This is a genomic window from Bacillus sp. NPDC094064 (assembly GCF_050279585.1).
In the GTDB taxonomy this organism is placed as follows: Bacteria; Bacillota; Bacilli; order Bacillales; family Bacillaceae_G; genus Bacillus_A.
On sequence record NZ_JBNNUI010000002.1, the window covers coordinates 286231 to 311974 of the forward strand.

Here is a 25744-nt window from a genome sequence, read left to right on the forward strand (position 1 = left end):
AGGTAAGATAAATTCGAGGTGAAAAAAAGAAATGGAACGATTACAAAAAGTGATTGCGCAAGCAGGTATTGCATCGAGACGAAAGGCTGAGGAATTAATTCAGCAAGGAAAAGTAAAAGTGAATGGAAAAATAGTGAAGGAGCTAGGAACGAAAGTAACTCCTCAAGATAAAGTAGAAGTAAATAACATCCCTCTTGAAAAAGAAGAACCTGTTTATTTTTTACTATATAAACCAACTGGCGTAATTTCGAGTGTATCAGATGATAAAGGAAGAAATGTTGTAACAGACTTTTTCCCAGAAATTACACAGCGCTTATTCCCAATCGGACGCTTAGATTATGATACGTCTGGCGTATTATTAATGACAAACGATGGGGACTTCGCAAATATATTAATGCACCCTAAATATAAAGTTGAAAAAACGTATGTTGCAAAAATAAAAGGCCCACTAACAGGTGAGAAAATTCGCATGTTAGAACGTGGTGTTGCGCTAGAAGACGGAAAAACAGCACCAGCAAAAGTGAAGATTATTTCTTGGGACAAGCGTAAAGAAATGGCGATTGTACAATTAACAATTCATGAAGGACGTAACCGTCAAGTACGTCGTATGTTTGAAGCTTTAGATTGTAAAGTAGTGAAACTAAAGCGTGAACGCTACGCCTTTTTAGAAGTGGGTAGCCTGCGACCTGGTGATGCAAGAGAATTGACACCACATGAGGTGAAACAATTACGTGCATTGGCTTCTACAAAGCCTCGCTAATCGATATTGTGAAACTTTCACCAGTGGAATGCTCCGCTGGTGATTTATTAAAAAATACATATATTCATCACTCGTCGAAGAGAGGGGAGACAATATGAAAAAAAATCGCTTATTATTTCGCGTTATTATTTTGCTCATTTTAAGCAGTGCTGTAGGGTTTACACTTTATCAAGGATTCTTTGCTGATAAAGAGAAAATGCAAATCGGAAAAGAAGCACCTAACTTTGTTGTGACAGATTTAGAAGGAAAGAAAATTGAATTAAAAGATTTAAAGGGAAAAGGTGTATTTTTAAATTTTTGGGGTACTTGGTGTAAACCTTGTGAAAAAGAAATGCCTTATATGAATGAACTATATCCGAAGTATAAAGAAAAAGGCGTTGAAATTATTGCGATAGATGCAGATGAAACGGATATTGCAGTAAAGAACTTTGTGAACCAATATGGATTGAAGTTCCCGGTTGCCATTGATAAAGGACAAAAGATTATAGGAACATATGGAGTAGGTCCATTGCCGACAAGCTTCTTGATTGATAAAGATGGAAAAGTAGTGGAGCAAATTATAGGTGAACAAACGAAAGAACAGCTAGAAGGATATTTAAAGAAAATTACGCCGTAATAAAGAAAGCCTTTACATACGAGGTGCACACTTATAGCACCTCCAGTTTAAAAATTCTGAGTATTGCGGTAACTTGAGGTTAGAATATACAATAGTACATATAGATACAGGGGCGGTGAGAGTGTTGAAAGAAATTAAGTGTGAATGTGGACATGTTAATCCGATAGGAACCGTTTTTTGTGAAGCTTGTGGGAAACCATTTGAAAGCAATGAAAATGTAAAACTATTGGATATGCGCTATGAAGGGAGTGCTCGGAGATCTCTCACGCATACAAAAACGATAGTCGATAAAATTTGGAGTTTTTTCTCTTCTGTAAAAGTGGGTGTATGGCTAATCGTAATTACTTTAGCAGCATCGGCGATCGGAACTATTTTTCCGCAAGAAATGTACATAACTCCGGGGATTGCACCAGCTGAATATTATGAACAAGAATACGGATTTTTAGGGCAATTATACTATCAATTGGGATTTAATAATTTGTATGGTTCATTGTGGTACAGGATGTTAATTGCCTCTATCGGTATTTCACTAGTGATATGTAGTTTAGATCGTGTCATTCCGCTTTATAAAGCTTTAAAAAAGCAAGGTGTAAAAAGACATCCTAGCTTTTTAAAGAGACAAAGGTTATACGGAACTGGTACACCGCAAGATGGTGACCTGGAAAGAGTGCAAAAGAATTTAAAGAAAGCGAACTATAATGTGAAAGTGGAAGACGGAAACGTTTTAGCAGAAAAGGGACGTTTCTCGCGTTGGGGTCCATATGTAAATCATATCGGTCTTATTATCTTCCTATTTGGTGTAATGCTTCGTTCTTTACCAAGCATGTACGTAGATGAAGCGCTCTGGTTACGTGATGGTGAAATGAAAGAAATACCAGGGACGGAGGGGCAATACTATTTAAAAAATGAGAAGTTTATAAAGGAAGTTTATGATAAAAGTAAGGACAAGGAAGTTTATGATGAAGCAATTGATCGTGTAGGCGATAAAATGATTGCGAAAAACTTCCAAACAAACGCTGTATTATATAAGGTGGTAGGCGAAAATATAGCAGGGCAAGAACCGAAATTGAAAAAAGTAAAAGAAGCGGAAATTCGAGTGAACGAGCCGTTGAAATTTGATCAATTTGCAGTGTATCAAGTCGATTATAAAGAAAGTGAATTTAAAAGTATGTCCTTTAACTTGCAAAATAAAGAAAATAATCAAAAGTGGGGACCAATTAAAGTAAATTTAGCAGACCCTTCAGAAAAATATGATTTAGGAAATGGTTATTCTCTAGAACTATTAAGCTATTTTCCTGATTTTTATTTTGATGAGAGTGGAAGACCGAATACGAAAACAAAATTACCAAACAACCCTGCATTTGTGTTTAAAATGTTTACGCCTGAAACACCAGATGGTGAAGTGAGTTTTGTTGGTATTCAGCAAAATATAGAACCTGATGGGAATAACAAATATAAAATGTCATTTGCAGGTGTTGAAATGCAAAATGCGACAGCACTTACTGTAAGGAAAGATTTAACGCTTTGGATTCTCGGTATTGGAGGATTTATATTTATGGTTGGTGTGATTCAAGGTATGTATTGGAATCATCGCCGTATTTGGATACAACGTGTTAATGATGAATGGTGGATTGCAGGACATACGAATAAAAATTGGTTCGGTTTAAAGAAAGATATTGAAAGAGTACTAGAAGGTACAGCAATTCCGCAGCCGAATGATAAAGTAACGGATAAAAAAATTAGTTAAGGTGGGGAAACGATATGGTGCAAATAAGTAGTAACTTTCTCTTTACCGCATTTATTTTATATTTAGTTGCAACTCTATTTTTTGGGGGAGCAATTAAAGAAAAGGGTCATAAATGGGCAAATGTAGGAATAACGATTACAATTGTAGGGTTTATAGCACAAACAATATATTTTGTTACAAGGTGGATTGCATCAGGGCATGCGCCAGTTAGTAACTTTTTTGAATTCGGTACATTTTTCGGTATGATGCTTGTCGGCGCATTTATTGTCATGTATTTTATGTACCGCGTAAGTATAATCGGACTATTTGCATTACCAGTTGCGCTTTTATTAATTGCCTATGCAAGCATGTTTCCGAGAGAAATATCTCCGCTCATTCCGTCTTTAAAAAGTAATTGGTTACATATTCACGTGACGACTGCAGCTGCAGGACAAGCGATTTTAGCGATTAGTTTTATTACGGGCGTGATGTATTTATTGAAAAATGTAGATCAATCTACGAGAAGTAAACGTACATTTTGGCTAGAGACGGTAGTGTTCACACTTGTTTGTACAGTTGGGTTTATTGGAGTAACAACGGTATTTTCGGGTATGAAATATGAAGCGAAGTTTCAATGGATTGATAAAAATGAACAGCAAGTTGAGATGAAGTATAATCTTCCGGCATTAGTTGGACCGCACGAAGGGAAGTTACTGACAGAAAATAAATTAGAGCCAAAAGCTGAAATCCCAGCGATTGTAAATGCGAAAAAATTAAATACTGTCATTTGGTCAGTGTTAGTTGGAACATTACTTTATATTGTATTAAGACTTGTTTTGCGAAAGCGAGTATCGGCGGCACTTCAGCCGTTAGTAAAGAATACGAATAGTGATTTACTAGATGAGATCGGATATCGTTCTATTGCAATTGGATTCCCGGTGTTTACATTAGGAGCTTTAATCTTTGCGATGATTTGGGCTCAAATCGCTTGGACGCGTTTTTGGGGATGGGATCCAAAAGAGGTTTGGGCGCTTATTACTTGGCTCTTTTATGCTGCGGTATTACATTTACGATTATCAAAAGGATGGCATGGAGAGAAATCAGCGTGGTTAGCAGTAATTGGTTTTGCAATCATAATGTTTAATTTTATTGTAGTAAACTTAATTATTGCGGGTTTACATTCATACGCATAGAGAAATAAAATGGGAGAGTGTATGTCACTTTCCTATTTTATTTTTGTCAACTTTTCTTCTTTTTTGAGAAAAACATGACAAAGTAGCGGTTGATTTTGTAAAATGATGTCGAGGACATTATATACTGTTCAAAAAAAATACATAGTTTTGGAAAAAAATTGAACAAAATTTATTATTCTTGTGAAGCATAATATGGGAAGTGAAACATTTAGAAGATTGCTTAAATAAACGAGAATAGCGCAACATAATAGTGTAGAAGGGTAGGTGTGAACCGTTGTGTTAAAAATACGCAGCGGGTAGAAATGGAAAATGAATCAAGAATTTTAATTGTAGATGATGAGGATCGTATCCGTCGTCTATTGAAAATGTATTTAGAAAGAGAACAATACACAATTGAAGAAGCAGATAATGGTGATACAGCTTTAGAAATGGCACTGCAAAATGATTATGATTTAATCTTATTAGATCTTATGATGCCTGGTAAAGACGGTATCGAAGTGTGCAAAGGGGTTCGTGAGAAGAAAGCAACACCAATTATTATGCTGACAGCAAAAGGTGAAGAAGTAAATAGAGTACAAGGGTTTGAGGTAGGAACAGATGATTATATTGTGAAACCATTTAGCCCGCGTGAAGTAGTGCTTCGTGTGAAAGCGGTATTACGTCGCTCTGTACCGACAACATTCTTTACACAAGATACAACGACAAAAGATGTTACTGTATTCCCGCATTTAACAATTGATAATGATGCACACCGTGTTACAGCAGATGGTAATGAAGTGAACTTAACACCGAAAGAGTACGAATTACTATTATTTTTAGCGAAAGCGCCTGATAAAGTATTCGATCGTGAGCAATTGTTAAAAGAAGTATGGCAGTATGAATTCTTTGGAGATTTACGTACAGTTGATACACATGTAAAGCGTTTACGTGAGAAGTTGAGCAAAAAATCACCAGATGCAGCGAAGATGATTGTTACGGTTTGGGGCGTTGGATACAAGTTTGAGGTTGTGAACGACTGATGCTTTGGAGAAGTGTAGTAGGGAAGTTATGGATGACCATATTACTTCTCGTTTCGTTTGTTCTTGGATTTGTTGCGATTTTACTTTCGCAGTTTTTTAGAACGTACTATGTTGATATGAGTGAAGCTAGGCTTCAGAAAGTCGCAACAAGTGTTTCAGAGCTAATTGAAGAAGGTGCTGATGTAAAAACGATTGAGAATATCGCGTACAAATTCTCTGATCCGCTTTCAAGGATTATTATTGTAGAAGATGGTAAGGAAATATCTTCTTCGCCGAAACAAGAAGGATTAGTTACTCTTACAATGGATGATTTGAAAGAAGATAAAGAATTAGCGGCTGTTTTTACAGACAAAAAAGAAATTAAGAATAACATTAGAAAAGCTTCTAATAGTAGAAGGAATAAAAATACTGAAAATGATATTATGATTGTCGGGAAACCAGTGCAGTCAAAAAATCAAAGTGCTGTGTTCGTATATGAATCGTTACAAGTTCCGATACAAGGTATGGAGAGAACGACTGATTTCATTTTCTTATCAGCTGGGATTGCGATTATTTTAACAACTTTCTTCGCGTTCTTCTTATCTACTCGAATTACAGCCCCATTAAGGAAAATGCGTGAGGTTGCTTTTGAAGTGGCTCGTGGCAAGTTTGATGCGAAAGCCCCTATGGTATCTCAGGATGAAATCGGTGAGCTTGCAACGGCCTTAAATCAAATGGGAAAACAGTTGAAGTTTAACATGAATGCTTTGCAACAAGAAAAAGAGCAGTTAGCTAGTATTTTAAGTAGTATGGCAGATGGAGTTATTACGTTAAATCAAGAAGGTGAAGTCGTTGTAATCAATCCACCGGCTGAACATTTCTTACAAGTTTGGCAAGAAGAGAAAGAGATAGAACTAAGTAAAAAACTACCTTCTGAACTTGTTGAACTATTCCATCTCGTTGTAGAAAGCGAGCAACAACAAGTTGTTGAAATTAATTTACAAAAAGGGAACTATGTAGTTCTTATGACACCACTTTACAATCAAACGAAAATTCGTGGGGCTGTAGCAGTGTTGCGTGATATGACAGAAGAACGTCGTCTGGAGAAGATGCGTCAAGACTTTATTGCGAATGTATCACATGAACTTCGTACACCGATGGTAATGCTTCAAGGATATAGTGAAGCGATTTTAGATGATATTGTGCAAACGAAAGAAGAAATTAATGAATTTGTTCAAATCATTTATGATGAATCTGTTCGTTTAGGTAAACTTGTAAATGAGTTATTAGATTTAGCGCGTATGGAAAGTGGTCATGTAGAGTTACATATAGGTGAAGTGGATATTCATCCATTTGTTGAAAAAATTGGTCGTAAATTCCAAGGGATTGCAAAGGATAAAGAAGTTGAACTAACAGTTGATTTCCAAAGCCCAATTGAACAATATCCGTTTGATGCAGACCGTATGGAACAGGTGTTGACGAATTTAATTGATAATGCAATCCGTCATACGAATGCAGGTGGGCGTGTTGCACTTGTAATGAATACGGAAAATAATGGCCTTACTTTCGAAGTACAAGATTCAGGTGCGGGTATTCCTGAAGAAGATATTCCGTTCTTGTTTGATCGTTTTTATAAAGCTGATAAAGCGAGAACGCGCGGGAAAAAAGGTGGAACCGGACTTGGGCTTGCGATTGCTAAAAATATTGTTCAAGGTCATGATGGGAAAATCTCTGTTTCAAGTGTTGTTGGAGAAGGAACTACATTCTCTGTATATTTACCTAATCGTATAATTTAGATATGTGTTTTTAAAGTTGGTAATGAATAAAGTTCTACTGTTTTTTTATTTTTTTGTAAATGCAATTAAATAAATAATAGTAGGACTTTTTTCTATATTAGTTGAAAGGGGCTGAGGAGAAATGAAATTATACACAAAAACAGGAGATAAAGGAACAACGAGCGTAATAGGTGGCCGAGTGGATAAGGATGATATCCGTGTAGAAGCATATGGAACAATAGACGAGGCGAATTCTCATATTGGATATGCAATGACTAAGCTCCAGAAACAATCTTTTGAAAATATTTACAATGAACTTGAAAATATTCAACATGAACTATTTGATTGCGGAGGAGACTTGGCGATAGTAGAGCAAAAAATTCCTTACAAAGTGACAATCGATATGGTTGAAAACTTAGAAAAAAGGATTGATTTGTATATAGAAGAAGCACCGCCGTTAGAGCGTTTTATTTTGCCAGGTGGTAGCGAGGCAGCAGCTGTTATTCATATTGCGCGTACGGTTGTAAGAAGAGCAGAGCGCTCTATCGTATCATTGCAAAAAGAAAGTGATATAAATGAGGTTGTTCTAAAGTATGTAAATAGATTATCTGATTATTTGTTTGCGGTAGCTAGAGTAATAAATGCTCGATTACAAGTGAAAGATGTGGAGTATAACCGCAGCGCATTAGTTTTTCGTGATAAGAAAGAGAAGGAAGTGGAGTAATTCACTTTCTTTTTTGTATACTTTTTTCTGTAATATACCAAAATAGAGAAGGGATGGCGGTGATTAGAAAACGGAGGATGTATATGAAAGTGTTAAAGTGTGGAGTCATGTTATTGACTGTACTGTATGTATCTCAATTACATGTTTATGCAGAAGAGAATCGATGGACATGGCCCGTTGAAGGTCAGATAAGTGATTATTTTGGGACAAGAAATGGAAAACACTATGGTATTGATATAGCTGCACCGATCGGAGCGCCTGTGGCAGCTATTCAAGATGGTAAGGTTACAAAGTCTTATTATTCAAGTAGTTATGGGAATGTTGTATTTATTAAACATGGAGAATATGAGGCTGTGTATGCACATTTAAATAAGAGATATGTAGTTCAAGGGGATCATATTTCAAAAGGAGAAATAGTTGGAGAAGTGGGGAATACAGGAGAATCGCGGGGTGCGCACTTACATTTAGAAGTTCATCAAGGGAGATGGACGATGGCGAAAAAGAATGCGGTGAATCCATTGTTTGTTTTAAATGAACAAAAAAATGAAGTCGTATCCTCATCATTATATGTCGTGCAAAAAGGAGATACTTTAGTCGGAATTGCACGGAAATTTAGTATGACAGTTAATGAGATTAAAGAAAAAAATGGATTGCAGCAAGAGCGGATTTATCCAAATCAACAATTATACGTTAAGTAAGTGAAACGTCCTGAAAATATAATTATAAAAAGAGCAACCTATTTCTAAAAGAAAACCGTCCCAAATATATTTTGGGACGGTTTCTTTTACCAAAAAATAAAGACACATATAAATCCAGAAATAGCTAAGTAGCTATATAAGTAAAAGACTTTTGTTCTTGTTTTCTCATTTGTCCGAAACAGTACAATAGTCGGTTCAATTAAACCAATTGTCAGACAGAGTAGACCAAGAAGCATACAACCAATTGAAATAGAGTACAGGGCGATTTGTGGTGCTTGAAATGGAATCATCCATTTTAATAAAAATGCAATAAGTGCAGTGTAGCAAATGCTGCCGATGTATTTATTCAACGGTGTATTAGAACGAAAACCAGGAAGTTTTTTTAAGAAAGAGCGGGAAACAACTTCTGTTTGTAAAGGTGTATGCTCTTCGATAATTTTTTGAGCTTCTTTTCCTTTTTGGAAAAGGGATAAAATCCAGTTTCGCTCACCTTGAAAAATAAATTGAGATGTTGTCAAATAGTGATCAACCTTCACTTTATTCCAATTCTTCCATGGATGACGCTCGCACAATTTTAATTTACTTTCTGATTTTTTATCATACTGATAAATACTGATGCCATCTTCATCGAAAGCAGCATAGTATGTCTCGCTTGAGAATGTGCCTAAATCAATTGGACAGCAGAAAAGTAATTCTTTTTTTAAGTAAAAGTATTCTTTTCTTAAACTTTTTTTCATTGCTTCTCGAATAGAGTGTCTCTTATCTTTCTTCATGACATTTCCTCCATAATTCAGAAAATGTTCTTATCTTAACAATTCAACATCTTATCACTTTTAATTATATATGACTAGGGAATTCATAAGAGAAATGACGAATAATAAAAAATATGGGTTGTATTGTAAAATATTTCGTCATTTCCATGTGGTTATTAAAAATAAATAACTAATTTTTAATAAGTTACAATTTTTTAGTTCACAATGTTATAAGGTTGTTGTATAATGAAGGGGAAAATAGAATATCGGTCTATCTTCGGGGCAGGGTGAAAATCCCGACCGGCGGTGATGAACTATGTATGATTTTGTTCTAAGCCCGCGAGCCGTTAAGGCAGGATTTGGTGTGATTCCAAAGCCGACAGTATAGTCTGGATGGGAGAAGATGGAGGTTCAAGCGTTCAAAAAAGATAGGTATTTGAACGTCTGTTTGATGTGCCTTAAATTCTCCCTTTGTGTAAAACACAAAGGGTTTTTTCGTTCTATGAAAAAATAGGCATAGCAGAACCTTTCCACTTTCCATGAGATGATCGATGGAAAAGGAGAGAGAAAGATGAAACAAAAAAACAGTGTAGTGCAGATGGTGAGTGTAGCGATGCTAAGTAGTATTGCATATTTACTGATGATGTTGGATTTCCCGTTCCCAGGGCTTCCGCCATTTTTAAAAATTGATTTTAGTGATGTACCAGCTTTAATTGCAGCGATTATCTTCGGACCAATTGCGGGGGTAATTGTAGAGGCGATAAAGAATATTTTACATTACGGGATTCAAGGAAGTTTAACGGGAGTGCCAGTTGGAGAAATTGCAAACTTTATTGCAGGATGTTTATTTATTGGACCAGCAGCTTTCTTATTTAGAAAGTATCGTACTGTAAAGAGTTTAACGTCAGGATTAATGCTAGGGACAATTACAATGGCGCTTATTATGAGTGTATTAAATTACATCATCATATTCCCAGCTTACACTTGGTTTTTAAATTCACCAGCTATGTCTAGTGAGGCGATAAGAACAACAGTTGTAACGGCAATCTTACCGTTTAATTTGATTAAAGGAATTGTTGTGACAATTGTATTTGTAGCGTTATTTTCACGCCTAAAAGTATGGGTGTTTGCAAAAATGAAAAATGCATAAAAGATAAAATAAAACCATTAGTAGTATGGAACTACTAATGGTTTTTTATTAAGTATCATGAAAACAAAAAATGCCCCTCATTAATATGAGGGGCATTTTTTGAAGTTAATAAAAGACTACTCGAATTTTAAAGCGTCGCCTTCAAATGATTCGTCAGCAACTTTAATTGAGTCAGTTGGACAACCTTCGAAAGCATCCATCATATCTTCAAGTAATACATCTGGAATTTCAACGATACCTTGGTTATCGTCTAATGTTACAAATGCAATACCTTCATCATCATAGTCATAAATGTCTGGTGCAGCAGCGCCACAAGCACCACATGCAATACAAGTATCTTTATCAACGATTGTATATTTTGCCATCTTTTTTCCCTCCTGATAATATGTATGTGAAAAGCTCGTCATAAAAATTATAACTTTATTGTAAAACGGTTTTTAAAACTTTTCAACATAAAATTATAATGATAATGCTTATCAATTAGGGTGTCAACTTATTTTTGAATTATGTCATAAGATTTTCAAAATATGTAAATGTTATTTCGTTTGGTACAATAGAATATATACGAGTATATATTGCCTATATGATAAGTTTAATAAGTAACATAGCCGATGCAATCATACTCAAAAAGAATAAAGTTAGATTGGAAGGTGGAAGCGGTAATGCAACTACAATATACATTATTGTATTGTTTGAGACAATTGAATGGTGAAAGAACCGTTTCTTCTATTTATTATTTATTAAAAGGAAAACGTTCTTCGCAAACGTTACAAGATGGAAACATGTTCCGAATTTCTTTTTTGTTCGGAATATATAAATCGTTAAATAGAACTGACTATGATCATGAAGTTGCAAAGTTGTTGCAAGCAGATTGTATGCAGGAAATACATGAAAATACATATGTGTTAACGCCTATAGGTAAAGCGCAGTTACATAAATGGGAGGAAGATTATGCTTTTCCAACGTATTTACACGGTTTGCACTATGGTGAATTAGGTGACACGTTTTGGAAAAGGTTATCATTAATTATTCAAACTGTATCAAATTTACAACAGAATAATACGAAATTCATCCCGATTCAACAAGATGCTGAAATAATGGTATGGGTGAAACGCTTTCTTACCGGAATGCCGTATAGGAGAAGTGAATTGGCGAAAAGGTTATGGAAAGAAATACATAATCTTTTAGGGAGAAGTAATGTGGTAGAAGCGACGATTGTAACATATCGACTAACAGGTTATGAACGCATCGGTTGTACATTGCAACAATTAGCAGAGATTACGAAACAAGATATATTCAGGGTGTATTTTTTATTTTGGGGCACAATTCACTTCTTTATACAAGCAGTGCGCGATCAAGAAAAAGAATTTCCGCTATTAGCTGAAATTATATCTTATCCAAATGAAAGAGCTGAATTATTTAGTTTATCAACGAAAAAAACATATAATTTTTGGAGACAAGGGCGTTCTTTAGAGGAGATAGCGACAATTAGAAATTTAAAGGTAGCAACGATAGAAGATCATTTTGTGGAAATTGCTTTGCGGGAAAAAGAGTTTTCCATTGAGATGTTTATGGAAAAAGAAAAAATAGACAAAGTAACAAAAGTAATTGAGACATTACAAACACGCAAGTTGCGTGAATTGAAACAAGCGGTTGGGGAAAATATCTCTTATTTTGAAGTCCGCCTTGTATTGGCACGTATGGAGGGTATAAATGAAACTTGAGGAATATTTATATAAGTGGTTTGGATATTCTGAATTTCGTCCAGGACAAAAAGGGGTTATTACAGACCTACTGGAAGGAAAAGATGTAATAGCAATGCTTCCGACCGGAAGGGGGAAGTCTATGTGCTATCAACTTCCAGGTTTAATGCAAGAAGGCACAGTCCTTGTTGTATCGCCGTTATTATCTTTGATGGAAGACCAGGTTACACAATTAAAGTATATTGTGAAAAATAGAGTAATCGCATTTAATAGTTTTCGGACATTAAATGAAAAAAGAGAAGCAATGAAAAAATTAGCTTCTTATAAATTTATTTTTGTTTCACCAGAGATGTTGCAGTCGGAATTGTTAATAAGAGAATTGAAGAAAGTTCATATTTCATTATTTGTTGTTGATGAGGCTCATTGTATTTCACAATGGGGCTATGATTTTCGTCCGGATTATAAAAAGTTAGATCAAGTAATTGATAGCATTGGATCCCCTGTCGTACTAGCATTAACGGCCACAGCGACAAAAGGTGTACTGCGAGATATAGAAGAGAGTTTAAATTTAAAGAATGTCACGCAGCATGTGTACTCTATTGATCGACCGAATATTGCAATGGAAGTACAATTTGTAGAGACGATAGAAGAGAAGAAAGAGGCGCTTTTTGATCAGGTGATGTATTTACAAGGTCCTGGGATTGTATATTGTTCAAGTAGAGCGTGGACAGAACGTTTAACGGAATATTTAAGAGGGAAAGGCGTTACTGGTGTAGCTTTTTATCATGGTGGTATGGAACATGAAGAGCGTATGTTAATTCAACAACAGTTTATGAATAATCAGTTGCAACTTGTAATATGTACAAGTGCTTTTGGTATGGGGGTAAATAAGTCGAATACGAGATATATTATTCATTTCCATTATCCGACTAATATAGCGTCTTATTTACAAGAAATCGGAAGGGCAGGAAGAGATGGTGAACCGAGTATCGCCATTTTATTATGTAGTCCGTTAGATCACGATTTGCCAATTTCAATAATAGAGGATGAATTGCCAAGTAAGTCACAAATACAATTTTTATTTTCGTTACTACAAGAAAGGATGTTTCAAACGAAAGAATTACCAATAGAAGATGTAGAGGAAATTTGTTATAATGCAGCAAGATTTAATGAACAATATTGGCGTTTTATCCGCTATCATCTCGAACAGCTTGGAATCATACAACAGCGAAAATTAATATTGGAGAGCTTGTCAGATGAAATTATGAATAGAATAATAGCTGAAGTAGAATTAAGGCTACGTAATAAATATAGTGAGTTAGAAAACATGAAGTCATGGATACAAGTTAAAGGGTGTAGACGTGAATATTTGTTGCAACAGTTCGGTTATAGAAAAGAGAACGAGTTAAAAAATTGCTGCGACTACTGTAGTATTACAAAAACAGATTATAAAAAAAGACAAGCGCAACAATCGGATTTCGACTATAATTGGGAAACAGAGTTACAAAAGCTTTTCGGCCTAGAAAAGATGGGGGAATGATGAACATTCAAAGGCATAATATTGAAGATATGAGTCCAAAGGAAATAAGGCTGAATTTGTATATAACACAGTTAATTATCATTGGTATTGGCTGTTTACTCGCATATATATTGTTTCAAGATATAGAGGCAGTGTATAGTCTTTGGAAATGGGAACCGGTTTCTATACTCATAATAGGTGGTTTGTTAGCGATTGGTATTGTGTTATTAGATTATGTTGCAATGCGAGTATTTCCAGAGTCATGGTTTGATGATGGGGGTATTAACGATAAAATGTTTCAAGGAATGTCAGTTATGCAATTACTCGTTATTACGTTTGTGATCGGCTTCGCGGAAGAATTTTTATTTAGAGGTGTAGTGCAGACTCATTTTGGAATTGTAATAGCGAGTTTCGTATTTGCAGTGTTACATATTCGTTATATAAAAAAACCGTTTTTGTTTTGTTTCGTCTGTTTCATTAGTTTTGTCTTTGGTTATGTATTTGAATGGACAGGAAATTTGTTTATAACAATCTTTGCACACTTTCTTGTTGATTTTATAATGGGGCTCCAATTAAGAAAATAAATGGAAGGTGGTGGTGAACAACATGAGGAAACGAATTCCTGATTTTGAAGAGGAAATAGAAGTTGAGCGAGTGGAAGAAAATGAAAGTTTACCGCCGCGTAGTGAAATTCATAGGAATAAAGAGAAAAAACAAAAATTTAAAATGAATCATATTTTCGTCCGGGTTTTAACATTGCTGTTCATATTGCTACCAATTAGTATATTGTGGTATACAGATAAGTATATTCAGGTGAAAAGTGATAGTAATAATGCTGCGAAAAGTGCATTTGAAGTAATTTTCTTTGATTCAGCTAAATCCGAATCACCAAAACAGTCTGAGAAAGTGGCAACGCATACGGTGAAAGAGGGAGAAACTTTAGAGAGTATAGCGAAGCAATATTTTTCAGATGACAGTGGGATTGAAGTGATTAAAAAATATAATAATTTACAAGAAGATGAAGTAAGTGTGGGGCAAGAATTAAAAATTCCGATAAAAGATAAGTCCGCAGAGCAAGAAAGCTAATAAAATAAGTGATTCATAGTTTGTTATAAAAACCGAGGATTACCTTTATGAGGAGGGGAGGAAAATATATGATATGGATTATATTATTAAGTACTCTCATATGTATTGGTATTCTATTTCTTCTTGTGATGTATAAAGAAGCGATGCGTAATACTGTGTTGAAACATACTTTAGTGTTTAAAGAATTTCCGAAAAGTTTTCAAAAAGTAAATGTATTTTTTATTTCTGATATTCATAGAAGAGTTATTTCAAGTTCGATAATTGAACAAGTAAAAGGAAAAGTAGATCTCGTTATTATTGGTGGCGATTTGGCAGAAAAAGGCGTACCCTTATCGAAAATCTCTGCAAATATTCAAAAATTAAGAGAGGTAGCTCCTGTATATTTTGTATGGGGAAATAATGATTATGAGATTGAATATCATGAATTAGATGCTTTGTTATTAGAAAATAATGTGAAAGTTTTAGATAATACACGAGTTGTATTTGAGTCTGAATTAGGGGAGAAAATTTGCTTGCTCGGTGTAGATGATGTTGGGTTAAAACGTGATCGTTTAGATTTAGCGTTGGCTGATTGTAAAGAAGAGGGTTTTCGCATATTAATTAGTCATAACCCTGATATAATAAATAAAATGTCTGGAACAGAACAAATTTCACTTGTGTTAAGTGGACATACACATGGAGGGCAGATTCGATTATTCCCATCTGAAAAATATTTAAAGGGTGGCGTATATAATCATTCAAATATGACTCTTTTTGTTAGTAATGGGTATGGAACAACATTAATCCCGCTTCGTTTTCGAGCACCTGCTCAAACTCATATTATTACTTTATGCGGAGGGAAATGATGCCAGCTCTAAATGGAAAATATAATATAAAAGCTGTTTCGAATATACTTGGAATTCAGCCGAGTACACTTCGTGCATGGGAAAGACGTTATCATATTATTGCCCCAAAGCGAAATCATGCAGGGCATCGTTTATATACAGAGGAGCATATTCAAACTCTACAATGGTTAATGGAAAAGGTTTCTTCCGGTATGATGATTGGACAAGCGGTTCAATTATTAGAAGGGAATCGTTTGCAGAGTAACGTTCAAAAAGAAGTACATTCGGATAAAGAAGTTGTTTTAGTGGACGATTTGCTACAAGCTTTGTTAAAATTTGATGAAATTACAACTTCTGCATTATTAAACGAGGCTTTTAGTATATATTCAACAGAAAAAGTTGTTGCAAGTACTATTCTTCAAGTGACAAATAAATTGCTAACGCTAAAAAACAATAATGAGATTACAATGGTGCAATTTCAATATGTTGTATCTTTTTTGCAAACTCGTTTAGGGATGGTATATCATAATGCGTCATCGCTTTCTTCTTTACACAAAGTTATTGTGTTAGAAAATAATATGCTGAAAGGATTTATCTTTTCAACGTATTTGCGCTTAAAAGGATATGAGGCGATATATATTAGGACAAGTTTAAAGGAAGATAGTCTGTTGTCAGTTGTTGAACAAATACAGCCTAAGTATGTATTTGTATCTTTTGAAGATGGACGAGAATGTAAACAGGCGATGAACTTTGTTAATTCGTTACAAGAAAAAAGTAGGAACCTTTCTGTTGGACTTATAGGGAAAATAAGTGCTCGAGATCAGTTGAACATTCAAACGATCCTAATTGGTGATACGAAGGAAGAATGGGATGGATGGTTAAAAATGTCAGAATAGTTGTTCGAAAAGAACCATCTATTTTCTATTTCATATAATAAAAATTAGATTCATTGGTTACGTAGGGAGGGTATGAGATGAGGCTGGAACGATTAAATTACAATAAGATAAAAATTTTCTTAACATTTGACGATTTATCTGAACGAGGATTAACGAAAGAAGATTTGTGGAGAAATGCACCGAAAGTACAGCAATTATTTCGTGATATGATGCAAGAAGCGAATAAGGAATTAGGATTTGAAGCAGATGGTCCGATTGCAGTGGAAGTATTTTCTCTACAAGCACAAGGGATGGTTGTAATTGTAACGAAAGAAAATCAAGAAATGGATACAGATGATGAGTTCCGTGACGAGTTTATTGAAATGCAAGTGACTCTAGATGAAAGCGAACATATACTATATGAATTTGCTACACTAGACGACGTAATTAACCTGTCGAATCGCTTATATAACCTTGGTGTAACTGGCGGAAAGTTGTATACGTGGGATGGGCGTTTTTATCTTTGGATGGAAGAAGAGGAGCAAATTCAATTACTGAAAGCGGATTTTATAGCTATTTTAGCGGAATATGGTAATCCGTCTACAGCGACTATTTATCGTATAATGGAGTATGGTAAGGAATTAATGGCTTCTCAAGCAATTGAACAAATACACAACTATTTTGTGAAGAAAGAAAACCTCAGCTAATGTCGAATAGCTTGAGGTTTTCTTTTTATTTGGCAAATATATTCGTTTTTTTGTACTGTATTTGATAAAAATAAAAAATATTTAAATATTTGAGTATTTTACTTTTCTAAAAGTAATAAAAGGACTATAATAATAGTGAAAACGCTTGCAACGGAAAATAGTTTGTATATATTTGTTAGCGTTTTCTATTGCATTCCAAATTTAAGGGTGTATACTAGGCAATGAAGGTTTACTAAACAAGTGAAATTACAGGGGGTTTACTTACTATGGTAGCCGAAAAGGGAACTCAAACAAAAACTCAACAACAAAGGGAACAACATTTTGAACTATTGAATTCGACACAAATTGTTATTAGTGAAGCGTTAGAAAAATTGGGTTATCCAAACGAAGTATATGAATTATTAAAAGAACCAATTCGTATGATGACAGTGAAAATACCAGTTCGTATGGATGACGGGACTGTTAAAATATTTACAGGATATCGTGCGCAACATAATGATGCTGTTGGTCCAACGAAAGGTGGAATTCGCTTCCATCCGAATGTGACAGAAAATGAAGTGAAAGCACTTTCAATCTGGATGAGTTTAAAATGTGGTATTGTTGATTTACCATATGGCGGAGGTAAAGGTGGAATTATCTGTGACCCACGTGAAATGTCATTCCGTGAGTTAGAAAGATTAAGCCGCGGTTATGTACGAGCAATTAGCCAAATCGTAGGTCCGACGAAAGATATTCCAGCTCCAGATGTATTCACAAACTCTCAAATTATGGCATGGATGATGGATGAGTATAGCCGTATTGATGAATTTAATTCACCAGGATTTATTACTGGTAAACCACTTGTATTAGGTGGATCACATGGACGTGAAACAGCAACGGCGAAAGGTGTAACAATTTGTATTCGCGAAGCTGCAAAAAAACGCGACATTGATATTAAAGGTGCGCGCGTTGTTGTTCAAGGATTCGGTAATGCTGGTAGCTTCTTAGCTAAATTTATGCATGATGCAGGTGCGAAAGTTATTGCAATTTCAGATGCTTACGGTGCATTACATGATCCAAATGGATTAGATATTGATTATTTATTAGACCGTCGTGATAGCTTCGGTACAGTAACAAAACTATTTAATAATACAATTTCAAACAAAGAATTGTTAGAACTTGATTGCGACATTTTAGTTCCAGCTGCAATTGAGAACCAAATTACAGAAGAAAATGCTAATAATATTAAAGCGAAAATCGTTGTTGAAGCTGCAAATGGTCCAACAACATTAGAAGCAACTAAAATTTTAACAGATCGCGGAATTTTACTTGTTCCAGACGTATTAGCAAGTGCTGGTGGTGTAACGGTATCTTACTTTGAGTGGGTGCAAAATAACCAAGGTTACTACTGGACGGAAGAAGAAGTAGAGCAACGTTTAGAAAAAGTAATGGTAAGATCATTTGATTCCATTTATGAAACAGCACAAGTTCGTAAAGTGAACATGCGCTTAGCGGCGTATATGGTTGGTGTTCGTAAAATGGCTGAAGCAAGTCGCTTCAGAGGTTGGGTATAATATTATAACGTGAGAAAACGTGATTCCTTTCGAGGGAATCACGTTTTTTTGTTGAAGTATTAGAGTGAGGTGTTGCGTATGGAAAATGAAATGATGGAACGAGTAGAACAATTAGAAGAAAAGGTTAAGAGGTTAGAGGGAGAACTCGCAAGAACGATGAGAGCCCCAAAAACAAGTATCGTTCGGGTGTTCGGGGAAGGATTACTGTTTTTAATATTTGGTGCGGTTGTAGTAGGGCCGATTATAGCCTTTATAATCTCAATTCTTACTTGGTTTGCTGAAAAATAAAACAAAAATAAAAAGAACGCTTGTTCTACACGAACAAATGTGCTATACTTTCCTTAGATAAACAAAACGGAAATGATTTTAAGGAGAGATAAATGATGAAAATGACAGTAGACCAAAGATTTATGATGCCAGCAGATGTTGTAGAACGAGTGGAAGTATTACGAAACAAACAAAGTAAGCGCGGCACATTATTACAATCAGTAAATAAATTTTTCGGCTTAGATACGAAAGAAGATTGTGTTTGGTTTTACGGTTTTTATGGAGTTGCTGTAAGTATTTTATTATTTATGGTGTTCACATCAAATATTTTCGATTTTCTCTTCGTGTAAGAAATATGCGATAAGGACATTGCTACCGAATACATATATAAGGAAGTAAGGTAATCTTCTGAAGCGGGAGTTGGTAGTAATGGCGATGTTTCCTATAGAGCGTAACTATATTGGATATGGAAGTTCACGACCGGGAATTCCTCTTTCTAAAGTAAGGTTTATTGTAAGTCATGATACGGGGAATCCTGGTAGCAATGCGATAGGGAATCGGGATTATTTTAATGAAATACAACCGAAAGCCTCGGCACATACATTTATAGATGATAAAACAATATTAGAAATTATTCCTATAAATGAAGTTGCCTATCATGTTCGATATGGTGTGCCAACAGATAATGACTTATACGGTTATGATGCCAATAAGGCTGCCATTGGAGTAGAACTTTGTTATGGTGGTAATGTTAACTTTTGGGAAGCGTATACCCGTTTTACGTGGTATCATGCGTATTTATGTCAAAATTTCGGCTTGAATCCGAAAAAAGATATCGTATCACATAAAACACTTGACCCAGCTAGAAAGATTGATCCTGAAAATGTATTAGGGAAACAAGGTATTAAATTTCAGCAGTTTTTAGCAGATGTCTATCGGATGTATGTTTCGTTTAGATGACAAATATATGAAAAATGAATACAATAAAGATAGGTGCCTACTGCTGTAAGTAGGTTTTTTCTTGTTTTTATAAATAGTGTATTGGTAGAAGACTAGGAGTGAGCGGAGTATGCAGAAAGAAACAGCTATCATAATTGGAGGCGGTCCGTGCGGTTTAGCAGCGGCAATTTCATTGCAAAAGGTAGGGATAAATCCGTTAGTAATTGAAAAAGGAAACATTGTAAATGCCATTTATAATTATCCAACACATCAAACATTTTTCTCTTCTAGTGAAAAATTAGAAATTGGTGAAGTGGCTTTTATTACAGAAAATCGTAAGCCAGTTCGAAATCAAGCGCTTGCGTATTATCGTGAAGTAGTAAAACGTAAATCTGTACGTGTAAATGCTTTTGAACGAGTAGAGAAAGTTCAAAAAGATGGAGGAGTTTTTCAGGTTGAGACGACAAAGCGTGACGGAAGTAAAGAAATATATATAGCGAAATATATCGTTGTTGCAACTGGATATTATGACAATCCAAATTATATGAATGTTCCAGGTGAGGAACTGAAGAAAGTAGCTCACTATTTTAAAGAAGGACACCCTTATTTTGACCGAGATGTAGTAGTTATAGGTGGGAAAAACTCGAGTGTAGATGCCGCGTTAGAACTTGTTAAAGCGGGTGCACGTGTAACGGTACTATATCGCGGAAGGGAGTATTCATCAAGCATAAAGCCGTGGATTTTGCCGGAGTTTGAGGCGCTAGTACGAAACGATACAATTCAAATGCATTTCGGGGCTCATGTGAAAGAAATTACTGAACATACATTAACGTATACAGTTGATGGCGATGCAAATACAATCCAAAATGATTTTGTATTTGCGATGACTGGTTACCATCCAGATCATAGCTTCTTAACGAAGATGGGTGTTCGGATTGATGAAGAAACAGGACGTCCGATTTATACAGAGGATACAATGGAAACGAACGCTGAAAATATATTCATTGCAGGTGTAATTGCTGCCGGAAATAATGCAAATGAAATATTTATTGAGAACGGTCGATTTCATGGAGATGCGATCACGCAAACCATTGCAACAAGAGAAATGTAAAAAGAAGCTGTCGGAATAAACTTCGACAGCTTCTTTTTTAATCGTGCATAAACATATTTTGGATTGTTTCATGAGAATTTGTATTCTCTAATGCAACTAATAATTTAATACGGGCTTTTTGAGCATTTAAACCGTATGTGAATACAATCCCCATATCTTTTAATTGTTTGCCGCCACCTTCATATGAATATACATCTTGAACGATGCCGTTGAAACAGCGAGAAACTAATACGACAGGAATTCCTTTGTTTATTAATCGTTCTAGACTAGGGAGTGTTCTTGGCGGTAAATTACCTTGTCCAAGTGCTTCAATAACAATTCCGTCTACTGGAAGATTTTCAATCGCTGCTAATAATGTATCGTCCATACCAGCGTATGCTTTTAGAACGACTACGTTTTTAGAAACCTTATTTACTGAATATGTTTCGTGATGTACTAAAGCATGGTGGAATACAACACCACGTTTTGTTACCATACCAATTGGTCCATATTGCGGGCTTTGGAATGTTGCTACATTACTTGTATGTGTTTTCGTTACATTTGTAGCGCAATGAATTTCGTCGTTTAATACGACTAGAACGCCTTTTTCTGCGGCTTCACTACTGCTAGCGACTTTTACAGCTGATAAGAAGTTATATAGACCATCAGCACCTAATTCGTTGCTAGAGCGCATTGCACCTGTCACAACGATCGGAATAGTTGCTTGGACTGTTAAATCTAAGAAATAGGCTGTTTCTTCTAATGTATCTGTGCCATGCGTAATGACTACGCCATGAATGTTGTCATGTTTTACTCTTTCATCAATGATGACTTGTAATTGTAACATTTCGCTAGGTGTCATATGGGGAGATGGTAGATGGAACACATCTTCAACGATCAAATCAACATCGCCTTCTAAATCAGGAATGAATTTTAAAAGAGGATTTTTTTCACCTGGTTGTACGACCCCAGTTTCTTTATCTTCCTCCATTGCAATTGTTCCACCTGTGTGTAAAACTAGGATTCTTTTCAATGCTTATACCCCTTTCAAGTAAAAAAATACATTTAGAACATAACATGTTTTGAGTAAATTCGACAATGGAAATGTATAAAAGTATGCTTGGAAAATGACAATAAATATAGGGATTCTTTGCATGTTTTATAAAATCAAGAATGAAAAGTGTGAATAGAAGGTGGAAAGGAGCGGTACTTTGAAAAAAGTAGAGAAAATTTTTATTCGTATTTTAGTAATACAATTCATTTGTCTTTGTGTTGTACAATTGTTATTTATACATAAGTCTTCGGTGAAATATTTATCTAAAATTGTTTATTATGAAGGTGTCGTTACGAAAAATAAAGTGGAAATCTTGCCGGTGAATAGGTAGTTTTCATTTTCTTCTATAGAGGATTATGCTACAATAATTGAGGATTTAATGACGTGAAGCAAATGAGAAGAAGCAGGGATGAATACCTGCTTTTCGTTTTGTTTTATAAGTGAAAAAATGAGGTGTTACAATGGATAAACGAATTTCAATTGCTATAGATGGTCCAGCAGCTGCTGGGAAAAGTACAGTTGCAAAAGTTGTTGCAAAAAAACTTTCTTACGTTTACATCGATACAGGCGCAATGTACCGTACACTTACGTATGCAGCCCTTGAACAAAAAGTGGACATTGAAAATGAAGAGAAGTTAATGGAAGTTGTAAAGAATGTAAATATTGAATTTCAGCAAGGTGAAAATACACAACTTGTATTTTTAAATGGACAAGATGTTTCTGAAGTCATTCGTACACCTGAGGTGACGAATCGAGTATCCATTGTGGCGAAACATCGCCTTGTTCGTGAAGAAATGGTCCGTCGTCAACAAGAATTAGCGGAAAAAGGCGGCGTTGTCATGGATGGCCGTGATATTGGTACACATGTGTTACCAGATGCTGAAGTGAAGATCTTTATGCTTGCTTCTGTAGAAGAAAGAGCAGAAAGAAGACATTTAGAAAATATGAATAAAGGTTTCGATTCTAATTTAGAGCAGTTAAAAGAAGAAATTGCTCAGCGTGATAAATTGGATTCAGAACGAGAAGTTTCTCCTCTAAAAAAAGCTGATGATGCATTGGAATTAGATACAACTTCTTTATCAATTGAAGAAGTTGTCCAAAAAATTATGAGTATTGTTTCAGGGGTGTTTGCAAAGTAAAGAAAGGGGATAACCTCTTTCTTTTTTTGTTTGTATAGAAATGTAAAGGATACGTGAATTGTGAGTCTCTTTCCTTGACAAATGATCGGATTTGTAAGAAGTTAGTAAAAGAGGAGTGAAACTTTCAGAATATATTCGCTATTATATTTCAAAACATACTTTCTTCAAGATGATTTTGCTGTATACTATTTATATAGGATTAATATATTTTCTTGTGAATGGTATTGAAACAGAGTATGTGATGATAAATTCTTAAACATGCAAATGAAAACTTTTGTTTTCATTTCGTATATACATAAAAATGCTTTGTCAATTCTGTAGGGAGGTATTTCCATGGTAGAGAAAATGAATGAAGAAGTTATGGATTCAAAAGAATTACAAGTTGGTGACGTTGTTACAGGTTCTGTAACGAAAGTTGAAGAGAAGCAAGTGCTTGTAAATGTTGGATACAAAACAGATGGCGTAATTCCGATTAGTGAATTAGCTAACGTTCATATTGAAAAAGCAAGCGATGTTGTTGAATTAGATCAAACACTAGAATTGAAAATTATCAAATTAGAAGAAGATGATCTTGTCTTATCTAAACGTGCTGTTGATGCAGAAAAAGCATGGGTAGAATTGCAAGAGAAATTTACTTCTGGCCATGTATTTGATGTTACTGTAAAAGATATCGTGAATGGTGGATTAGTTGTGGACCTTGGCGTTCGTGGTTTTATCCCAGCTTCACTTGTAGAAGTACATTACGTAGAAGACTTTACTGACTATAAAGGTAAAACATTAGCGGTGAAAATTGTTGAATTAGACCGTGAAAAAAATCGTGTAATCCTTTCGCATAAAGCGGTAGTAGAATTAGAACTAGATTCTAAGAAAAAAGAAGCAATTTCTTCATTAAAAGAAGGGGACGTTGTTGAAGGAACAGTACAACGATTAACGGATTTTGGTGCATTCGTTAATGTTGGTGGTGTGGACGGTTTAGTTCATATTTCACAAATTTCCCACGAGCGTGTAGAACAACCTTCTGAAGTATTAGAGCAAGGTCAAAAGGTAAAGGTGAAGGTGCTATCTGTTGATGCTGATACACAACGTATTTCTTTATCAATTAAAGCAGCTCAGCCGGGACCTTGGGAAAATGTTGCTGGTGAAATAAAAGCTGGAGATATTCGTGAGGGAGTAGTAAAACGTCTTGTTACATTCGGTGCATTCGTTGAAATTTTACCTGGTGTAGAAGGACTTGTGCACGTATCTCAAATTGCAAATCGCCACGTGAAAAATCCAAATGAAGTATTGGAAATGGGACAAGAAGTAAAGGTGAAAGTACTTGAAGTCCATGTAGCAGAGAAACGAATTTCTTTAAGTATAAAAGAAGCACTTGAAGAAAATAATGTAATTGAAGATTACAGTCAGTATGAACCAAATGCTGATTCTGCTACTTTCCAATTAAGTGATATTATTGGTGAACAACTGAAAAAATTAAAGAAATAAAGAGGGGTACAAGTGGTAAGGGCAAAGCGTAAATTAGATCATATTGAATACGCTCTTTCTACTGGTCAGTCTCGTACGCATGGCTTTCATGATATTGATTTTGTGCATCAAAGCTTGCCAAATTCAAGTTATGATACGATAACATGTGAAACAAAAATCGGCGAACTTTCACTAAGTTCGCCGATTTTTATCAATGCGATGACTGGTGGTGGCGGAGAGCAAACGTTACATATTAATGAACAATTAGCATATGTAGCGAAACATCATAATCTCGCTATGGCTGTTGGTTCGCAAATGGCAGCATTAAAGGATGAGAACGAAGTAGCTTCGTATAAGATCATTAGAAAGGTAAATCCAAACGGTATTTTCTTTGCCAATTTAGGTAGTGAGGCAACTACGGAACAGGCAGATCGTGCCGTTGATATGATTGAAGCGAATGCACTGCAAATTCATTTAAATGTTATACAGGAGTTAACGATGCCAGAAGGGGACCGTGATTTTACGGGTGTACTTCAGCGAATTGAGAAAATTGTTTTAAAGAGTGAAGTTCCTGTCATTGTAAAAGAAGTTGGATTTGGGATGAGCAAGGAAACAATGCAACAGTTAGTGAGTATAGGTGTAACAGCGATTGATATTGGTGGACAAGGTGGTACCAATTTTGCTGCAGTTGAAAATGAAAGAAGACAGCGCATGCTCTCTTATTTTAATAACTGGGGCATACAAACAGCTACCTCGATTATTGAAGCAACCTCTACAAATAATAACCTCTCTTTTATTGCATCTGGGGGCATACAAACAGCGCTAGACGTAGCAAAGGCGATCGCGTTAGGGGCAAATACAACTGCGTTTGCTGGATATTTTTTACGCATTTTAATGCAAGATGGTGTCGAGAAGTTAATGGATGAAATTACTCTTTTACATACAGATTTGAAATTTATTATGACAGCTCTTGGGGCAAATACGATAGAAGAATTACAATCTGTACCTCTTGTTGTAAAGGGTGAAACGTATCATTGGTTAATGCAGCGTGGAATTGATACTACGCGTTATAGTAGGAGATGAAAAATCAACCGGTCGGTTGGTTTTTTTCTTTTTTGTACTATAAAGTAGGGAA

28 protein-coding genes and 1 riboswitch are annotated in these 25744 nt (G+C 35.3%); of the genes, 25 read left to right on the top strand and 3 right to left on the bottom strand.

Translation table 11 applies throughout. The annotated features are described in order from the left end of the window. Positions 1-31: 31 nt before the first annotated feature. The 8 genes from rluB to ACQKNI_RS06125 all read left to right on the top strand — a co-directional run bounded on the left by rluB (position 32) and on the right by ACQKNI_RS06125 (position 8490). Positions 32-760, top strand: coding sequence for a 23S rRNA pseudouridine(2605) synthase RluB (rluB, locus tag ACQKNI_RS06090; RefSeq protein WP_088231612.1), 729 nt, complete (start codon positions 32-34; stop codon positions 758-760). 94 nt (positions 761-854) lie between these two features. Next, entirely contained in the window at positions 855-1376 is a 522-nt protein-coding gene (gene resA / locus ACQKNI_RS06095) for a thiol-disulfide oxidoreductase ResA (protein WP_088231611.1), read from the top strand. 121 nt (positions 1377-1497) lie between these two features. Further along, positions 1498-3123 carry a cytochrome c biogenesis protein ResB gene (gene resB / locus ACQKNI_RS06100; RefSeq protein WP_088231610.1) on the top strand — a complete coding sequence of 542 codons (1626 nt, stop codon included), beginning with the start codon at positions 1498-1500 and terminating at the stop codon, positions 3121-3123. A gap of 14 nt (positions 3124-3137) precedes the next feature. Continuing rightward, the gene (gene resC, locus ACQKNI_RS06105; protein WP_427282270.1) at positions 3138-4295 is read left to right on the top strand and encodes a cytochrome c biogenesis protein ResC; all 1158 of its coding nucleotides are present in this window, start codon (positions 3138-3140) and stop codon (positions 4293-4295) included. Positions 4296-4597: 302 nt separating this feature from the next. Continuing rightward, on the top strand, positions 4598-5314 hold the full coding sequence (gene resD, locus ACQKNI_RS06110) for a DNA-binding response regulator ResD (protein WP_000426862.1): 717 nt from the start codon (positions 4598-4600) through the stop codon (positions 5312-5314). After that, positions 5314-7089, top strand: a complete 1776-nt coding sequence (gene resE, locus ACQKNI_RS06115) for a sensor histidine kinase ResE (protein WP_088231608.1) — start codon at positions 5314-5316, stop codon at positions 7087-7089. The genes resD and resE overlap by 1 nt, the downstream gene beginning before the upstream one ends. A 121-nt stretch (positions 7090-7210) precedes the next feature. Then, the gene (locus tag ACQKNI_RS06120; protein WP_088231607.1) at positions 7211-7792 is read left to right on the top strand and encodes a cob(I)yrinic acid a,c-diamide adenosyltransferase; all 582 of its coding nucleotides are present in this window, start codon (positions 7211-7213) and stop codon (positions 7790-7792) included. A gap of 83 nt (positions 7793-7875) precedes the next feature. Next, positions 7876-8490, top strand: coding sequence for a peptidoglycan DD-metalloendopeptidase family protein (locus tag ACQKNI_RS06125; protein WP_088231606.1), 615 nt, complete (start codon positions 7876-7878; stop codon positions 8488-8490). Between the two features lie 86 nt (positions 8491-8576). On the opposite strand, the gene ACQKNI_RS06130 is transcribed toward ACQKNI_RS06125, so the two are convergent. Continuing rightward, on the bottom strand, positions 8577-9263 hold the full coding sequence (locus tag ACQKNI_RS06130; protein ID WP_088231605.1) for a hypothetical protein: 687 nt from the start codon (positions 9261-9263) through the stop codon (positions 8577-8579). A gap of 248 nt (positions 9264-9511) precedes the next feature. Further along, a riboswitch (FMN riboswitch) is annotated at positions 9512-9651 on the top strand. Between the two features lie 162 nt (positions 9652-9813). Here ACQKNI_RS06130 and ACQKNI_RS06135 point away from each other — a divergent pair. Further along, positions 9814-10392, top strand: a complete 579-nt coding sequence (locus tag ACQKNI_RS06135; RefSeq protein ID WP_000810847.1) for an ECF transporter S component — start codon at positions 9814-9816, stop codon at positions 10390-10392. Between the two features lie 116 nt (positions 10393-10508). Here ACQKNI_RS06135 and ACQKNI_RS06140 read toward each other — a convergent pair whose 3' ends face one another. Beyond that, entirely contained in the window at positions 10509-10757 is a 249-nt protein-coding gene (locus ACQKNI_RS06140) for a ferredoxin (protein WP_088231604.1), read from the bottom strand. A 297-nt stretch (positions 10758-11054) separates the two neighbouring features. Between ACQKNI_RS06140 and ACQKNI_RS06145 the strand changes: the two genes are divergently transcribed. The 12 genes from ACQKNI_RS06145 to ACQKNI_RS06200 all read left to right on the top strand — a co-directional run bounded on the left by ACQKNI_RS06145 (position 11055) and on the right by ACQKNI_RS06200 (position 20976). Further along, a complete protein-coding gene (locus ACQKNI_RS06145) occupies positions 11055-12116 on the top strand; it encodes a helix-turn-helix domain-containing protein (RefSeq protein ID WP_088231603.1) in 1062 nt (353 codons plus the stop codon). Further along, on the top strand, positions 12106-13635 hold the full coding sequence (locus ACQKNI_RS06150; protein WP_098882522.1) for a RecQ family ATP-dependent DNA helicase: 1530 nt from the start codon (positions 12106-12108) through the stop codon (positions 13633-13635). Before ACQKNI_RS06145 ends, ACQKNI_RS06150 begins: the two co-directional genes overlap by 11 nt. Continuing rightward, positions 13635-14198 (top strand): CPBP family intramembrane glutamic endopeptidase, encoded by a 564-nt coding sequence (locus ACQKNI_RS06155; RefSeq protein WP_088231601.1) that lies wholly within the window; start codon positions 13635-13637, stop codon positions 14196-14198. The genes ACQKNI_RS06150 and ACQKNI_RS06155 overlap by 1 nt, the downstream gene beginning before the upstream one ends. A 22-nt stretch (positions 14199-14220) precedes the next feature. Next, the gene (locus ACQKNI_RS06160) at positions 14221-14700 is read left to right on the top strand and encodes a LysM peptidoglycan-binding domain-containing protein (protein WP_088231600.1); all 480 of its coding nucleotides are present in this window, start codon (positions 14221-14223) and stop codon (positions 14698-14700) included. 68 nt (positions 14701-14768) lie between these two features. Further along, positions 14769-15545 (top strand): metallophosphoesterase, encoded by a 777-nt coding sequence (locus ACQKNI_RS06165; RefSeq protein WP_088231599.1) that lies wholly within the window; start codon positions 14769-14771, stop codon positions 15543-15545. Beyond that, the gene (locus tag ACQKNI_RS06170) at positions 15545-16420 is read left to right on the top strand and encodes a MerR family transcriptional regulator (RefSeq protein WP_427282271.1); all 876 of its coding nucleotides are present in this window, start codon (positions 15545-15547) and stop codon (positions 16418-16420) included. The genes ACQKNI_RS06165 and ACQKNI_RS06170 overlap by 1 nt, the downstream gene beginning before the upstream one ends. 77 nt (positions 16421-16497) lie before the next feature. Then, positions 16498-17106 carry a genetic competence negative regulator gene (locus ACQKNI_RS06175; RefSeq protein WP_088231597.1) on the top strand — a complete coding sequence of 203 codons (609 nt, stop codon included), beginning with the start codon at positions 16498-16500 and terminating at the stop codon, positions 17104-17106. A 266-nt stretch (positions 17107-17372) separates the two neighbouring features. After that, complete coding sequence (gudB, locus tag ACQKNI_RS06180; RefSeq protein WP_000225171.1) at positions 17373-18659, top strand: NAD-specific glutamate dehydrogenase; 1287 nt, start codon at positions 17373-17375, stop codon at positions 18657-18659. Between the two features lie 78 nt (positions 18660-18737). Then, positions 18738-18947, top strand: coding sequence for a hypothetical protein (locus ACQKNI_RS06185; RefSeq protein ID WP_088231596.1), 210 nt, complete (start codon positions 18738-18740; stop codon positions 18945-18947). A 92-nt stretch (positions 18948-19039) separates the two neighbouring features. Next, positions 19040-19276 (top strand): DUF3961 domain-containing protein, encoded by a 237-nt coding sequence (locus ACQKNI_RS06190; RefSeq protein ID WP_002083150.1) that lies wholly within the window; start codon positions 19040-19042, stop codon positions 19274-19276. 79 nt (positions 19277-19355) lie between these two features. Beyond that, positions 19356-19886, top strand: a complete 531-nt coding sequence (locus ACQKNI_RS06195) for a peptidoglycan recognition protein family protein (protein WP_001240644.1) — start codon at positions 19356-19358, stop codon at positions 19884-19886. Positions 19887-19995: 109 nt separating this feature from the next. Then, positions 19996-20976 (top strand): YpdA family putative bacillithiol disulfide reductase, encoded by a 981-nt coding sequence (locus ACQKNI_RS06200; protein ID WP_427282272.1) that lies wholly within the window; start codon positions 19996-19998, stop codon positions 20974-20976. A gap of 37 nt (positions 20977-21013) precedes the next feature. Here the strand turns inward: ACQKNI_RS06200 and ansA are convergent, their stop codons facing one another. Beyond that, the gene (gene ansA / locus ACQKNI_RS06205) at positions 21014-21988 is read right to left on the bottom strand and encodes an asparaginase (protein ID WP_088231594.1); all 975 of its coding nucleotides are present in this window, start codon (positions 21986-21988) and stop codon (positions 21014-21016) included. Between the two features lie 178 nt (positions 21989-22166). Here ansA and ACQKNI_RS06210 point away from each other — a divergent pair, with 178 nt between their 5' ends. From ACQKNI_RS06210 to fni, 4 genes are all read left to right on the top strand, one after another. Then, complete coding sequence (locus tag ACQKNI_RS06210) at positions 22167-22340, top strand: YpfB family protein (protein WP_088231593.1); 174 nt, start codon at positions 22167-22169, stop codon at positions 22338-22340. A 130-nt stretch (positions 22341-22470) separates the two neighbouring features. Beyond that, positions 22471-23148 carry a (d)CMP kinase gene (gene cmk, locus ACQKNI_RS06215; RefSeq protein ID WP_088231592.1) on the top strand — a complete coding sequence of 226 codons (678 nt, stop codon included), beginning with the start codon at positions 22471-22473 and terminating at the stop codon, positions 23146-23148. A 333-nt stretch (positions 23149-23481) separates the two neighbouring features. Beyond that, positions 23482-24630, top strand: coding sequence for a 30S ribosomal protein S1 (gene rpsA, locus ACQKNI_RS06220; protein ID WP_000229558.1), 1149 nt, complete (start codon positions 23482-23484; stop codon positions 24628-24630). 12 nt (positions 24631-24642) lie between these two features. After that, entirely contained in the window at positions 24643-25692 is a 1050-nt protein-coding gene (gene fni, locus ACQKNI_RS06225; RefSeq protein WP_088231591.1) for a type 2 isopentenyl-diphosphate Delta-isomerase, read from the top strand. Positions 25693-25744: the final 52 nt, after the last annotated feature.